This is a genomic window from Bacteroides sp. An51A (genome assembly GCF_002161565.1).
Classification (GTDB): domain Bacteria; phylum Bacteroidota; class Bacteroidia; order Bacteroidales; family Bacteroidaceae; genus Phocaeicola; species Phocaeicola intestinalis.
The window spans coordinates 82,199-98,427 of sequence record NZ_NFIC01000009.1; the positions used below are offsets into that span (position 1 = coordinate 82,199).

The following is a 16,229-nucleotide window of genomic DNA, read 5'->3' on the forward strand; positions in this document are numbered from 1 at the left end:
TGTAAGTTCTTGAGTCTTTAAGTTTTTAAGTTTGTAAGTTGAGAAACTCAAGAACTCAAAAACTTAAAAGCTCAAAAACTTATAAACTCATTTACAAAGGAATGTTCCCGTGTTTCTTTGCCGGATTGGTCTGCTTCTTGGTTTGCAATTGCTGCAGGGCACGGATGATGCGGAAACGTGTGTTGCGCGGTTCGATGACATCGTCGATATACCCGTACTTCGCCGCATTGTATGGGTTGGCAAACAACTTGGTATATTCGGCTTCCTTCTCTGCCATAAAGGCTTTCGGGTCGGCAGCTTCCTTGGCTTCCTTGGCATAGAGAACTTCTACGGCTCCGGCTCCACCCATTACGGCGATTTCGGCAGTAGGCCATGCATAGTTCATGTCGCCACGCAACTGCTTGCAACTCATCACGATGTGCGAACCTCCATACGACTTGCGCAGGGTGACGGTTACTTTAGGCACTGTGGCTTCGCCGTATGCATACAACAGCTTGGCACCGTGCAGGATGACGGCATTGTATTCTTGCCCCGTTCCCGGAAGGAATCCCGGAACGTCGACCAACGATACGATAGGAATATTGAACGCGTCGCAGAAGCGGACGAAGCGTGCGCCCTTGCGTGAGGAGTTGCAGTCGAGCACGCCTGCAAGGAATTTGGGTTGGTTGGCTACGATGCCCACCGACTGTCCGTTGAAGCGGGCGAAACCGATGATGATGTTTTTGGCGAAGTCGCGTTGCACTTCCAGAAACTCGCCGTTGTCGACAATGGCTCCGATTACCTCATACATGTCGTAAGGCTTGTTGGGGCTGTCGGGGACGATTTCATTTAATGAGTCTTCCAACCGGTCTATCGGGTCGGTACAGTCCACGTAAGGCGGTTCTTCAAGGTTGTTTTGGGGAATGTAGCTCAGAAGCTTGCGTATAAGGGCCAATCCTTCTTCTTCAGTGGCGGCGGTAAAGTGTGTTACGCCCGAGCGGGTAGAGTGCACGCTGGCGCCTCCTAAGTTTTCCTGAGTCACGTCTTCGCCGGTAACGGTCTTCACTACTTTCGGCCCGGTGAGGAACATGTACGACGTTCCTTCCATCATCAGGGTGAAGTCGGTCAGGGCAGGAGAGTAAACGGCTCCTCCCGCGCAGGGACCGAAGATGCCGGAGATTTGCGGAACTACGCCGGATGCCAGAATGTTGCGCTGGAATATCTCGGCATATCCTGCCAGCGCGTTAATGCCTTCCTGGATGCGTGCGCCTCCCGAGTCGTTCAGCCCGATGACGGGTGCGCCCATCTTCATCGCCATATCCATCACCTTGCAAATCTTTTGCGACATGGTTTCCGACAGCGAGCCTGCCGATACGGTAAAGTCTTGTGCAAAGACATACACCAGCCGTCCCTCGATGGTTCCGTATCCGGTTACTACGCCGTCGCCCAAGTATTGTTTCTTGTCCATGCCGAAGTTGGTGCAACGGTGTTTCACGAACATGTCCATTTCTTCGAAACTGCCTTCGTCGAGCAGCATGGAAATGCGTTCGCGTGCTGTATATTTCCCTTTTGCGTGTTGTTTCTCAATCGCTTTCTCGCCGCCTCCCAGACGGGCTTGGGCACGCAGCTCGATCAGTTCTTTTACTTTTTCAAGTTGGTTACTCATGGCATTAAGTTTTAGTGTTTGATTTTAGTTGTCTAGGAGCTAGGTTTTAAATTGTTTTACTGATGTATTCAGAACCTAGTCGCCTAGTACCTAGTCAACTAGTACCTATAATATTATTTTTCACACAATTCAGTCAGTACACCCATCGTCGATTTCGGATGCAGGAAAGCAATCTGCAGGTTTTCCGCCCCTTTGCGAGGTGCCTTGTCAATCAGTCGTATGCCCGCTCCTTCGGCTTCTGCCAAGGCGTTTGCCACTCCGTCTTCGATGGCGAATGCAAGGTGATGGATGCCCATGCCTCGCTTTTCAATAAAACTGGCGATGGTACTGTCGGGACTAGTCGGTTCCAACAATTCGATTTTGGTGTCTCCGCATTTCAAGAAAGCGGTCTTTACTTTTTGGTCTTCTACAGTCTCTATGTTGTAGCAGGTCAGTCCGAGAACTTTTTCGTAATACGGAAGGGCTTCTTCGATGCTTTTTACAGCAATGCCCAAGTGTTCGATGTGGGAAATTTTCATAAATGTTGTTTTTTATAAAGTATTAAATTCTTTAATTTATTCGCATTGATTGCACAAAGAAAAGAAAAATGTGCTGAAAAACGAAATCTTTCTTCGATTTATTTTCAGAAAAGATGCATGTCTGGTTTTTCTCACGGCATACAGATGGTGATATTTACTTGACAGGCATTGTTCCTTTCAATTCGATGCGGCTGCGTCCTTCTCCTTTTTTTATGACACGGATTTGTACATTGATTCTTTCGTCTAACTCTTCACGATGCGATATGATGCCGACACGTCGCCCGTTTTGTCCTGCAATTTCCTGTAGTCGTTCAAGGGTAGACATGACAGAGTCTAAACTTTTTTCATCAAGTGTGCCGAAGCCCTCATCAATAAACAGAATGTCTATATTCATGTCCGGACGGTTCAACGACGAGAGTGCTAGCGATAATGCCAATGAAATCATGAAGCGTTCGCCTCCCGAAAGCACTGTTACGCTGCGCACTTGGTTTTTGTTGTAACAGTCTAAGACTAAAATGGAAAGCTGTTCGTTTTCTTCGCTGCATGTCAGCTTGTAACGGTCGGTAATCTGTGCGAGATAGATGTTTGCATTGTTGAGTAACGGCCGCAGGATATAGGATTGTACGAGTGTGCGGAAACGAGTTCCTCCAAAGCGGGAATTTAGCCGGTCCCATTTTGTAAAATTCTTTTTTACAGCTTCCAGTCTTGCTGTTATCTTTTTGAAGTTATCTTCGTTGCGTTTGTCTTCTTCCAGTTTACTGCAGATAGTTGCCTGTTCACTTACAAGCTGGTCACGGGTAAGTGCAAGTATGTTTTTTTCTTCCTGTAGCAGTGTAAGGTCTGGGATATCTTGTCCTTCACAGATACCTAGCTTTTCCATAGCTTCAGTCTGTTGCCTTTGCATTGTGGCAATGGCATCACGTCGTGAGGTGATACTTGCCTGGAGGTCATTGAGACGTTGGCGTGCCTCTGGTATTTCTTTTTCTTTTCCAACGAGGGCAATAAGATCAGATTCGGCTGTGCCTGATGTCTTGTAATATATACCCAGTGTGGTTTCGCAAGCTGTGATAATGGCAGTACACTCACACGTGTCTTTGGCTATTGTATTAATTTCAATATAAAGCCTGGTCCATTCATCATTGATGTCACTGCATGGATAAGTGGCAGGAGAGGCTGAAGTGTCCCATCCGGCATGTAAATGGAGGATTTTGTCTCTTGTGTTTCCGATGGAGACTGCTGTAGCCTTTGCTGTTTGTAATTGTTGTGCAGCTGTATCAAACTTTTTTTTCATATCTGCGTATTCGTTAGCATCACGGCAAAGAATATTTTTGGTGCTGTAGGTGTCTTGTTGCCAACCGGGCATCCAGTTTGCCAATATTGCGTTCAAGTCAGTGAAGAGGTTGATTGCGGTCCGTTCTCCAGCTTTCTTTTGTTCGTGTAATTGATGTATATGTTGCTCGTTGGCATAAAAATCTTTGTCTGCCTGGACTTTGGCTTTATCGGCTGTTGTTTTTTGGATTTCAAGCTTCTTCTTCTCATTCAGCAACAGATTAATCTTGTTTTGTAATTCTTCGGCATCTTTTTGTTGCAGTTTGAGTTGGTGGAGGATCTGTCCGATTTCGTTTATGGCTATGTTGACCTGTTGTGCTATGGGTTTCGTTATATCCAGACCCGATTGTTTTGCCACGGTCAGTGCCTGTTTTTTGGTAGCATCGGCTTTATTCTTTTGCTCAGCCAGTATGTGTCTTTGGGTTTCGAGCATGCCAGATGCTGTGTTGTATCTTTTTTTTGCTTCATCATATGCTGTGGTAGCTTTCAACAGGTTTTCCTCTGTAATGTTTTTCTCTTTTTCAAGAGGGGTAAGCACGGCTTTGAAGTCTTCGTCAAGATATATGTGATTGATGTGTTGTCCACACAAGGGACAGATGTCTGCCTGCTCAGCAATGAGACGTTTGCGTAACGTGACAAGGTGTTCTTCCAGACTGGTTTGCATGGTGTGGAGCAGGTTATTGGCTTTTTCGTCTTTTTCTTTAGCAGCCAGATAGGCTTCTTCGGCTTTTTGGACTGCTTGATGGAAAATGGTCAGTTTTTCGGTTTGTCCTTTAATTTCTTTATCAAGTTTTTCCAGATTGTTTGTATCGGTCTCCATGTTCTGTAGGGTTTGCTGAAGCTGTTTCAATCTGGTATTTCTCATGTTTGCCTGTTCAAGGTTTTGGTTTATCAAAACTGGGTTCAGCATTTCACGCTGTTTGCTTAAGGTCTCTATGTTTTTTTGTATGTCAGCTATTGCGTTATCTGTATTTGCTGCTGCCTGTGCGGTCTTTTCTACAATGTTTTTTAAGGTCGTTGTTCGGGCGGTTTCAGTTTCTATCTGTCTGGCGATGGTTTGTATTTCTTTGTTGGTGTCTTCATATTGTCGTATCTTTTGAATGATTTCTCCGGTTTTGCTATACACTTCTTCTTGACTTTGATGTGCCGTTATCCATTGGTGTAACTTTTCGGTTTTGTCGGATAGTAGGGACATGTCATGGTTGCGTTGGGCAAAATCGGCGGAAAGTCGGTTGAACATTTGTTGGCACATGGGTTCTTGGGAAAGCGATTGTTCCCTTTTGACTTTTGCTTCTTGCATTTTGACGAGTGTTTGGCGTTGGGCAGTGGTGTTGTCCCAGTTTTTGACCAGTTTCATGTCTGCTTTGTATTCTTCCCCTTGTAAGCGTTTTTGCAGTTGCTCCAGTTCTTCTTGAGCTAACGTTTGGTTTTTGCGGCATTGATTGATGGTATTGACTAAAGTGAGTTGCTGTTCGTTTAGTCGGATTTTTGTTTCCAGTGTCTGTTTTTGAGTGTTTATATTGGATTGTTCGGCAAGCAGTTTTTCTTTTTCTTCTTTGTCTAAAATATGTGTTTTTTCTGTTTCATATTCAGTTTGAGTTTGCTTGTAGATAGCCTGGGCTTTGTCGAAGAGGTTTTTGATAGCGGCACCGTATTTTGAGAAACGTTCGGTATTTGTCAGTTGTTCCAAGATGGCTTCACGTTCGGATTTGTTACCGGTAAGGAATGTTGCGAATTGTCCTTGTGCCAGCATGGCCATGCGTCCGAATTGTTCGAAGGTAAGTCCTACTGCCTGTAAGATGGTGTTGGCTACTTCTGTATTGCCGGATATCCAGTCGTTGTCTCCTTTTTTAACTTCCCATTTAGGCTGTCGATGCTTCAGCTGTTTACGGCTTCGCTGCATGCCAAGGGAAAGCCGTGCATGGTAGTTCATTCCATCGTTTCCTTCGAATATCACTTCGCTGTAACATTCTTCACGTTCGGATATTCCTAAGCGGGTATATTGCTCGATGCTGGCTACCCGCAGGGTTTCTCCTTCGGCATTGACATAATCATTTCTCATAGCGTTGGCCACTCCGTCTATGCGGGGAGTTTTCTTGTATAAAGCCATTGAGATACAATCCAGTATTACAGTTTTTCCGGCACCGGTATCTCCGCTGATAAGAAAAAGCGGGGCGGTTTCGCCACTTATGGCATCACGTAACCCGTTTTCAAAATCAATGTCACCTTTCTCTATGGAAGCAATGTTCCTGATATGTAGTTCTTTTATTTTCATGATTATTTGATTATCAAGTTTTTAGTCTTGTATGGGGTATGCATTTGCTGGCAATGAATGATTTACAGACTTCGGAATCTGCTGTTTATGCGGTTAATTCTGTATTGTTTTTTTGCGCGAAGCATTACTTTCTTCTGCCATGCGTTTTACTTCCGCTTCTATTTCGACAAATGCCTGACGTACTTCATCCATGTCGAGTTCTGGATATTGTTGTTTGGTTTTTTCTATAAAGAGAACCGGATTTGTCATCTGTTGTATTTCGGCTACTTCAAATTTGGGTTTGGTTGCCTCGACAGTGTTGTTTTCTGAAGTTCCTGTCCATTTTATTTTTGGATTGTAGCGCAATTCACCGTTATAAGCATCGGTGATGGTGTAGACCATTTGATTGAAATCTGAAGGTAACGATGTTGCATAATCCATTTGCAAGCGGATATATCCTCTTCCACCTTTTTCGGCAAATTGTTTGATGCCGTTCAGTGCTTCTTCGGCACTGGCAAATGCAGTTTCATTGGCAGGTAAAAGATAGAAATGACGTAATTCGTTGATGCGTAATTGCCGTATACGTACCTTGCCTCCATGACTTTTTATTTCTATGACACTGACGGTGTGAGGATAGTTTTCATCGCTACTTACGTGCAGGGCACTGCCTGCATAGCGTATGACAGGGGCAGGGTAGGTTACGTCTGTCTGCTGGTTGTCATCTCTGTGTCCGATGGTTTGCGGTCTATGTATGTGTCCAAGTGCCAGGTAGTCGTATCCTGTGCCTAAGCTAGCAATTTCTTGGGTACGTATGTGCCCGATATCGAAGTCGTGTCCTGTCATATCACTTCCTTTGACAGTAAGATGTCCTGTCATGATAACTGGCTTCCCTTCAGTATTTTCCGCTTTTACATAGTCCAGCAGTGACTGAATCATGGAGGTACGTTCGCCAGTCATATAAGGTAATGCAATAATGTACCCGTTCGGCAGACTGATTATGAAATTTTTTTGCCATTCGTCTGCCGATGTAAAATCGGCAGGTGGCGGTGTTCCTATAAGGTGTGTATTAGCCAGCTTCCATATCTCATGATTAGATTGGATGCGGGAGGCTGAATCGTGATTGCCTGCGACGATGACCAGATGCATGGTAGGGGAGGCTTGGTGTAAGCGTACAAAACGGTCGGTAAATGATTTCCAGACGGCAGCCGAAGGTTGTTGGATATCGAATACATCCCCACTTACGATTAAGGCGTCGGGCTGTTCTTCTTGGCACCATCGTTCCAATTGTGAGAAAAAGCAATCGTGCTCATCGTTCCGTTCATAATTTTGATAAATGATTTGTCCCAAGTGCAAATCGGCAGTATGAAGTATTTTCATGCTTGTAATTATAGGTTTCTAAAGGCAAGTTATCAAAAATAGTTGGAATATGCAAGAAAAAACGAGAATATGCAATTGGGGGTCTTTTAATTTTCCAAGCACCTGCTTCTGCTTTCTAAGAAGCTGTTTTGAATTTCTCCAAAAAGTTTTTCTTGGCTTGATGTATCCGTTTTCGTGTGTGCTTTGGGCGATTTTTTGGTCCTTTTCGCTCCTGTTCTTCGTCAGATAGCCCGCTATCTTCCTCATCACAGAAGCGAAAAATGCCTCAAAAACTCATCCCAAATCATCGCACGATAAATCCAAAACAGCTTCTAAACTATATTCTTTCTCAGCAGCAGATAACTTCATCTGATGTAAGATTAAGAATCTTACAGCGGATGGACTATATGTTTGTCTTAAAATGCATGTCCGACAACAACCAATATATACCCCTGAAAAATGAATATATACTGCATCCGCGATTGAATATATACTGCATTCGTGATTGAATATATACTGCATTCGTGATTGAATATATACTGCATTCGCCTACGGATATATACTTCATCGGCAAATGCAGTACTACTGCGTTTCCGACTCGGACGGATTGGCTAATGGCGGCCATTCATATTTCCTTAGAAGAAGCTGTTTTGAATTTCTTCAAAAAGTTTTTCTATTCATTTTCGTGTGTGCTTTGGGTGATTTTTTGATCCTTCCCGTTTCTGTTCTTCGTCAGATAGCCCGCTATCTTCCTCATAGTAAAGACGCAAGATTTTGCGTCTCTACAAAAACTCATCCCAAATCATCGCACGATAAATTCAAAACGGTTTCTTAAAGTATTTGTTCTATTTGCTTGAGTTCTTCGGAACTGAATGCTGTATTCTTCAAGCACATTAGATTGTCTTGCAATTGCAGTACGGAGCTGGCACCGATAATGACCGAAGTAACCAGGTCATCTTTCAGTAACCAGGCTAGTGCCATTTCAGCCAGTGTTTGTCCACGTGAAGCTGCGATTTTGTCTAAAGCTTTTATTTTGCCGATTGTTTCAGGGGTAAGGGACTCTTTCTTTAAGAAACCGCCTCGTGCGATGCGTGAGTCGGTGGGGATACCATTCAGGTAGCGGTTTGTCAACAGTCCTTGAGCAAGTGGTGAGAAAGCGATAAATCCACTGCCAGCCTGTCGTGCTTGGTCGAGTATGCCTTCTTGTTCTACTTTACGGTCGAACATATTGTATCTTCCTTGATATAACAGGCAATGTATGTGCTGCGATTGTAGGTAGTTGTAGGTTTCTTCTGCCTTGTCTTTCGGGTATTTAGAGATACCTACGTAGAGTGCTTTGCCTTGGTGTATGATGTCTACCAATGTTTGTAAGGTCTCTTCCAAAGGTGTTTCCGGGTCATAGCGGTGGCTGTAGAAAATATCTACATATTCCAGATGCATCCGTTTTAAGCTTTGGTCGAGGCTGGCTATAAGATGTTTGCGTGAGTTCCAGGTTCCGTAAGGACCTTGCCACATGTCGTGTCCGGCTTTTGTTGAGATAAACAGTTCATCGCGGTAAGGTGCCATTGATTTTTGCATGATTTGCCCGAATGTTTCTTCTGCCGAGCCTGCTGAGGGACCGTAGTTGTTTGCTAGGTCGAAATGTGTGATTCCATGGTCGAAAGCATAATGGACGATGTTTTTACAAGTCGAAAAGATATCTATGTCTCCGAAGTTGTGCCACATTCCCAGTGATATTTCCGGCAGGAGAATGCCACTTTTTCCTGCACGCCGGTATTTCATGCCACATTCATAACGGTTTTTGTCTGCTGCGTAAACATAATTATTCATAGAGTCGTTTTTTAAGATTATATGTAAAAATGAATGAGTATCCGATTCAGCCATTTCCATCTGATTCTGAACCATCGGCGTGTACTGATTTGCCTGCCACCGAAGCGGAGAATGAAGTCACGGTATGTATATTTTTTGAAAGGAATGCCAGCTTCGATGAATTCGAAATGTCTGTATCCGTGTTGGCGTGAATAAGTCATGGCTTTCCATACAGCCAAGATGCCTGGATAGAGTAGGGGATAGCTTTTCCGCATTCCGGCAGAGAATAGTAAGTAAGCAGTGTCTTGCGAAAAGAGGCAGACAGAGCCGCCGATGATTTTGTTTTTGTAGCGAATGACGAATATTTGTCCCAGTTTATCTCGGGTAGGATGTTCTAGCAGGGAAATAAAGAAACGGAGGTCGGGTAGGAAACGGTGAATTTTCGAAGCATAGTATTTTCTCAGCATGGCAAAGAACTCTTCAAGGTCTTTGCGGTTGTTTACTACATCCATTTGGGCTCCGTTTTTCAGTCCGCGTGCGATCTGGCGCTTGCGGGACGGGCTGGCCCATTTGTCTAATGCAGTGTGATGAATGGAATTGCGTACCCGCAACCAGCGTACAGGGAAATATCCGTTCTGGCGGAAGTATTTGTAACCGAAAAGCGATTGTTCCAAATTACGGAATTCCAGAAAGAACGAATCGTCCTGAAAACGTACCGTAAGGTAAGAAAGAAATTTGCCGAAAATGGTCTCGTCTTTCACAGCCGAGTGGAAATATTCGCCTGTCCCGTAAGCATACGTTTTGTTACATAGTCCGGTAATCCGTGCGTTACGCCGGGTAATGCAGAGTAGTTTGCCTACTGCTTTATTACCTTCCCAAGCTACTAGCAGTACCGGACGGTAACCGGGAGTTTGTTCTAATATCTGGAACAACTCGGTAGAATGAAAAACATTGGTTCCTGGAAGGTCCGGGATGTCTTTCGACTGTTCGTATATATTCACTTGGATAGCCATGATATTGCAAAGATAAACTTTTTTTAGGTAACAACGGGCTTCGGGGCAAAGGATTTTGCTTCTGTGATATCAAGCCAACCTGTTATTCGTATCCCGGATTCTGTTTCATGGCTTTGTTCATACCAAGTATTTTTTGTGGAATGGGGAATACGGTGGTAAAACCGCTTGTTTCGTTTTCCACCTGGGGGCGAAAACTGTAAGGACGGGTGAAAGTACCGAAACGGATCATGTCTTGACGGCGCCAGCCTTCCCATGCCAACTCCAATTGTCTTTCAGCCAGCAGGTTCTCAAGGGTAGCAGTTCGTGGCGATGCACCTGCCCGGTTACGTATTTCATTCAGTTCGGCATTGCCGTCTTCTCCGTTGCGTACTTTGGCTTCACTTTGCATCAGCAACACGTCGGCATAGCGGAACAGGACAATGTCGTTGTTGATTAGTTTTCCGTCCTTTAGCGCGGTTTTGTCTACTTCGTATTTTTTCATCCTGGCTCCGGCGGTTTGTTCGTATGCGGTTCCAGACAGGTCAAGACTGACTTGCCAAGGTTCGTAGACCAAAGGTGTCTGTTCGTCATCCAGCAATATCGGATTCCCGTCAAGGTCTTTTACCGGACCGGCAAAATAGCAGAAATCGAAGCGGGGATCTGTATCAGGGGTATCGTATCCGAATGTTTCCAATACTTCGAGGGTAGCACTCGAACCGTTTTCGCCACCTAAGCCATACGCTTTGGCATGGTTGTAATGGCGTGAGCGGAACAGATAGATGAACTGGTTGGTATATAGTGTCTTGTCCATCGGTATGACAAAAATGTTTTCTTGCGATGATTCGTTGAAAATGGCGAAGTTGAGTGTGTAGTCTGCTTCCAGTCTGTATCCGGCCGAGGTAATCTGCCTGCAATAATATTGTACGGTTTCCCATGCGTTCAGCCGGTTGCCATCTATGTCGAAGAATAATTGTTTGCCGTCTGGCTTGTCGGAGTCTGTCCAGAGGTCATCGGCATAGATTTCTGCATTCAATGCCAGTTTGGCCAGCAAGAAGTATGCTACTGGCTGTGTGATTCTTCCGTAATAGATGCCTGGTTGGTTACTGCGTTCTTTACTTAAGAAGGGAACTGCATCTTGCAGTTCATCGAAGATGAAACGGAATGTTTGACTTCGCTTTTGTTGTTCGATGTCGCTGACATGTAGGTCGGAAGATAAGAGCAGGGGAATATTACCGAACAGGTCCATGGTATAATAATAGAACATGGCTCTCAGTGCCCGTACTTCTGCAGCATAGATACGGGTGTCTTCATCTGGATGTTTTTCTGCGTACGATTGGATTTTCTTCAGCGACTTGTTGCACAAAATGATGACTCCGTACAAGTATTCCCATGTGTCGTGTATCGCATCGTTGTTCACTCCCCACCGGTGCAGGTAAAGTCCTTGCCAGAATCCTCCATCGAACCAGTCGGCACCCCGTGTGGGCATAATGGCTTCATCGGTTGTGAAAGTATTCAGGTCGTATACGCCACGTCCGGTTCCTTGCAGTCCCTGACTGTCGTTGTATCCGCCGATATGGTTATAGAGCGACAAGACGCCGTTTTGGAATAACTCTTGTAACGTTTCGTAAGCGGTGTCTTCGTCAAGGCTGTCGCGTGGGTCTTCTTCCAGAAACTTGCTGCACGAAGGCATTCCCAACAAGAGGGAAAGCAACAAAAAAATAAAGGTATACTGTCTTTTCATAAGGCTCGTAATTAGAAGTTAAGACTAAGACTGATTGTGTATGTGCGCGAAAGCGGATAGGTACGTTTGTCGTCTACCCCTAGCGTGTTGTCTGCTAAACTGGAGTTAATTAATGGAGTCAGTCCCGAATAGCTGCTGATGGTTCCCAAATTGTTGACAGTGCCTGCCAGGCGTACTCCTTTTAGGAAACGGGTATGTTTCAGAGGGATGGTCCATCCGATAGTCAGGTAATCGAAGTTGACATAATCGCCTTTTTCCAACCAGTAATCGGTAGCGGTCTGGTCTTTTATCATTTGTTTGGGGGCTTTTTCCAGCACATTGTAATCAGGCAGGCTGTTCATGTTCATATACGAGAGGGATGTCCCGTTGTATATTTTATGTCCGAATGCTCCGTTTATCTGTAAGGAAATGTCTATATTTTTGTAGCGGAAACTGATGTTCGAACCCAATAGCGTTTTCGGAATGGCTTGTCCGGCTATGTAGCGGTCTTCGCCATCTTCCAGGTTTACCCCGCTACCGTTCAGGTCGGCAATCTGATAAGTATATCCTCCTTTTCCGTCTGCTGCAAGTCCTTCGCAATGTGGTAAGTAAAATACGCCCAAAGGTTGTCCTACAATCTGATACACGATGTTGTTGTATCCTCCGTGTGTGCCAGCACCGTTTAATCCGGCGATGGCGGTGTATTCGGAAGCCGAGACGTATTCTCCGTTATACATGCCGCTTAACGAGAGGAGTTTATTTTGTTGGAAAGTAATGTTTGCGTTGATGTTCAGTTCCATGTCTTGTGTTTTCAGTGGTGTGATGCCTATGGATATTTCTGTTCCGCTGTTCCGCATGGAACCCAGATTTGCCAGTAAGGTGTTGTGGGCAAAGGGAGGTACGCTTACATTATAGGAATAAAGCATGTCTGTGGTTTTCGAGTTGTAGTAATTGACCGAAAGCAGGAGCCGATTGCCGTATAATCCCACATCGAATCCTGCATTGAACGTGCGTTTCACTTCCCATTTTAAGTTGGGGTTGATGTTCCGGAGGTTTTCGTATGTGACCAATGGGGCATTGCCAGTAGGTGTTATTCCGTTAGGACGGACTAATGCCATGGTGGTATACGAATCGATACCTGCCTGATTGCCTGCAAGCCCGTATCCCATACGTATTTTCAGGTTGTCTATGTAGCGGAAACGTTTCATGAATGCTTCTTCCGAAATGTTCCATGCAATGGATGCCGAAGGGAAAAATCCCCATTTATGGTTTTTACCGAATTTGGATGAAGCGTCTGTACGTGCATTCAGGGTCAGTACGTAACGGTTGTCGAATGTATAGTTCACGCGTCCCAAGAATGAAACCAGATGCGGTTCTTCGAAATATGAACCGGTGCCTTCCCATGGTCGGAGTGCTCCGCCTTGCAGGTTATCGAATCCGGTTTCATCGGAAGAAAAGTTAGTCACGGTTGTATAAAATCCTTTATAAATATCTTTCTCCAGTTCGCCCAGTGCCAGTGCGTCAAAGAAATGCACTCCTTTGTGTTTGCGGTAGGTAAGCATCAGATTTCCCAAAAGTGATTCAGACTTTCGGTCGCCTCGGTAAGCCTGCCCATGTGCCCATACACTGGTAGGAAGATATTGCGAGTCTTCGCTGTCACTGTATGTGTACGAACCGAACAGAACCAGCTTCAGGTCTTTCAACAGGTGGAAGGTCAGGCGGGCGTGGGCACTAAAATATGATGTGGCATTCTGGTTGTTCACTTCCATCCACGCCAAGGGGTTTGTTATCTGGCTGGCTGTGGTTATCTGGTCCCATCCTCCTGTCTCAGGATTTTTGTGGTTGGGGTAGGTAGGGTTGAACGTTGCTGCCGAGTAGAATGTCTTTTGATAATCGAATAAGGTGCGGTTACGCTTTACTGAGCCGAACAGTCCCAGTTCGCAATCAATGAAGCCATCCAGTAATTTCTGGTTCATATTCATGTTCGAGGTGAATAGTTTCATATTTTCGTGTCGGACAACTCCTTCACGGTTCTGGAAGCCTAGTGAGACACGATAGTTCGATGTTTCACCTCCTCCATAAAATGCGATGTTATGATTTTGTTGCAATCCGGTTTGTTCTATTTCCTTTTGGAAGTCTGTGTCATAACCTTTGTCCAGAAAGTGCAGACCGTTTTCGGTTGCCACTCTTCGATATTCTGTTCCTGAAAGCATGTCCAAGTGGCGGTAGACGTGGGCTATGCCGAAGCTTCCGCTGTAATTTATCCGTGTTTTCCCTGCCGTCCCTTTTTTAGTGACAATATTGATGACTCCCGAAGCTCCCCGAGAACCATATTGGGCAGTTTCTGATGCATCTTTCAGGATGGTGAAACTTTCGATGTCGGCTGGGTAAATGGATGTCAGCATCGTTAAGTCACCCAGTACACCATCGACAATGATTAGCGGGTCGTTTCCGCTAGTCAGTGAAGTGGTACCCCGCATACGTACAGATTCCAGTGCAGCCATACCGTTGCTGCTTTTCAGAATGGTAAGTCCTGCCACTCGTCCTTGGATGGCTTCCAAAGGGTTGGTGATTTGTTCTTTATTCATCTGTTGTTCGGTAATCCGTTCTACCGAACCTGAAAGGTTTATCAGGCTGCCTTGTGCATATCCGATGTTCAATACAGAATCGGGAATCGATTCCGTATGTTGTTTTTTTTCTTGTGCCGACAAGGGTTGCAGGCAAAAAGAAGAGACGATAATACATGTTGTCAAAAAGTGTTTTTCTTTTTTCATAAGCGTCTAAGGAACATGGTTTATGCAAATATATGTAATTCAAGTTTCGCAAGTTAATAGATAACCTTCTTCTTGGGATATAAAAGAGGCACAGGGATTTCCACATATCGCAGAAAATGAGTAATTTTATAGTTGCAAATCAAAACATTACTCAGCCCTATGCCCTTGCACAAAGTTACAGACTTTCTTTCAGAAATCAGCGCATTTTTTAGAAAAAATGACGCGCATAAAGCGATGTATTCCATACTGGACGTTATCAAATGGTTAAGAATGAATGAATCCACCTTGTTCGGCATGAAGAGCAAGTGCAACAATGTGTATCCGTTGTTGCAGGTGTTCCAGGCTTTGCTGTTGTACCCGTGTTTCATGGTCCGTAACCCTTATCGTTTCACCGGGTCTTCCTTAAGCGGCTTGCTGGGATGCAAGAAAGACGTGTTCTACCGTTTCATGAGTAATCCCAAGATAAACTGGCGGAAGTCCGTCTATCACCTCACCCTCCAGCTTTGGTCGAAGATCAGACTCCGCTCCGGGCGCAAGGAAGGCACGGTCTGTCTGATAGTCGATGACACGGACTATCCCAAGACGGGACGGCGCATGGAGAACATCGGCAGGGTGTTTTCCCATGTCCATCACAGGTGCATCCTCGGTTTCAAGGCATTGTTCCTTGCCGTCACGGACGGGACAACCCAAATGCTTCTGGATTTTGCACTGCTGGGTGAAAAAGGAAAGGATGGAAAGTTCGGGATGTCCGATGAAGAGCTCGCAAGACGTTTCACCAAAGGACGTGACAGCGGCGACGCCTTGCAGGAGCGTATCGGTGAATACACGGCAAAGAAAACCGACCTGATGATTGCCATGATAAGACGCGCCATCCGCAAAGGGGTCAGGTTCAGGTATGTGCTGGCAGACAGCTGGTTCGCCTGCAAGGATGTCATCCGGTTCATCCGCTCCCGCCACGTCAGGTGCGATTACCTGGGCATGATCAAGGTGGGAGAAAACAGCAGGACAAAATACTGTCTGGACGGGAAGCCTTATACCGCGCCGGCCTTGATCAGGCACCTTAACAGGCAAGGCAGGCGGAAGTACAGCAGGAGACTGCGTTGCTATTACATCGTGGCGGACGTGACCTTTGCGGATACCAAGGTACGCCTGTACTTTGTCAGGAGAAGCAAACGGGGCGCATGGAACGGCCTGATGACCACGGACATACGGCTTGAGTTCCTTGAAGCGTACCGGATTTATGCCCAAAGGTGGTCTTTGGAAGTCGTGTTCAAGGAAGCGAAGGGGCTGTTGGGGCTGGGCAAATGCCAGGCCGGCAACTTCGCCTCGCAAATCGCGGCGACATCCCTGACGGCTTTGCAATACAACATCCTTTCCTTAGTGAAGAGGTTTGCAGCCTACGAGACCATGGGAAAGCTCTTTGAAGACGTAACCAAGGATTCTTTGGAACTGTCCGTTGCGGAAAGGATATGGGGCGTCATGCAAGAACTGGTCATTGCGGTTGCGGAACTCTTCGGATTGACTGATGAAGATATCTATCAGGCTATCATCAACAGGGAGGAAGATATGAAACATATTTGCGACATTTATAGATTAAAACCTGCAAGTTGAACTTGCGAAACTTGAATATGTAATATTATCGACAATTCCTATTATTATGGATACAGATTATAAGTTTTCGGATATTGTCCCAAATTGTCCCAAATATGTGCTTGAGCCAGGACATAGACGATTTATATGCTGGTTGTGTTGGTTTTTAGAAAGAGCTGTTTCTCATAAGGGTATTTCAATAAAAAGAGGGTGTGCCGGAATTTGATACACCCTCTTTTTTC

General features: G+C 45.2%; 9 protein-coding genes. 1 reads left to right on the top strand and 8 read right to left on the bottom strand.

The features are described from left to right. Window positions 1-91: 91 nt before the first annotated feature. The 8 genes from B5G04_RS16565 to B5G04_RS16605 form a co-directional block, all read right to left on the bottom strand. Window positions 92-1,645, bottom strand: a complete 1,554-nt coding sequence (locus tag B5G04_RS16565; protein ID WP_087207801.1) for an acyl-CoA carboxylase subunit beta — start codon at window positions 1,643-1,645, stop codon at window positions 92-94. A 113-nt stretch (window positions 1,646-1,758) separates the two neighbouring features. Continuing rightward, on the bottom strand, window positions 1,759-2,163 hold the full coding sequence (gene mce / locus B5G04_RS16570) for a methylmalonyl-CoA epimerase (RefSeq protein WP_013618834.1): 405 nt from the start codon (window positions 2,161-2,163) through the stop codon (window positions 1,759-1,761). A 154-nt stretch (window positions 2,164-2,317) separates the two neighbouring features. After that, window positions 2,318-5,767, bottom strand: a complete 3,450-nt coding sequence (locus B5G04_RS16575; protein ID WP_087398078.1) for an AAA family ATPase — start codon at window positions 5,765-5,767, stop codon at window positions 2,318-2,320. Between the two features lie 93 nt (window positions 5,768-5,860). Continuing rightward, entirely contained in the window at window positions 5,861-7,123 is a 1,263-nt protein-coding gene (gene sbcD / locus B5G04_RS16580; protein ID WP_087398079.1) for an exonuclease subunit SbcD, read from the bottom strand. 810 nt (window positions 7,124-7,933) lie between these two features. Further along, complete coding sequence (locus B5G04_RS16590; RefSeq protein WP_087398081.1) at window positions 7,934-8,932, bottom strand: aldo/keto reductase; 999 nt, start codon at window positions 8,930-8,932, stop codon at window positions 7,934-7,936. 17 nt (window positions 8,933-8,949) lie between these two features. Continuing rightward, a complete protein-coding gene (locus B5G04_RS16595; protein WP_022039477.1) occupies window positions 8,950-9,924 on the bottom strand; it encodes a GNAT family N-acetyltransferase in 975 nt (324 codons plus the stop codon). A gap of 82 nt (window positions 9,925-10,006) precedes the next feature. Then, complete coding sequence (locus tag B5G04_RS16600) at window positions 10,007-11,644, bottom strand: RagB/SusD family nutrient uptake outer membrane protein (protein WP_087398082.1); 1,638 nt, start codon at window positions 11,642-11,644, stop codon at window positions 10,007-10,009. Between the two features lie 11 nt (window positions 11,645-11,655). After that, entirely contained in the window at window positions 11,656-14,397 is a 2,742-nt protein-coding gene (locus B5G04_RS16605; protein ID WP_087398083.1) for a SusC/RagA family TonB-linked outer membrane protein, read from the bottom strand. Window positions 14,398-14,556: 159 nt separating this feature from the next. On the opposite strand from B5G04_RS16605, the gene B5G04_RS16610 reads away from it, so the two are divergent. Continuing rightward, the gene (locus B5G04_RS16610) at window positions 14,557-16,008 is read left to right on the top strand and encodes a transposase (RefSeq protein ID WP_087394992.1); all 1,452 of its coding nucleotides are present in this window, start codon (window positions 14,557-14,559) and stop codon (window positions 16,006-16,008) included. Window positions 16,009-16,229: the final 221 nt, after the last annotated feature.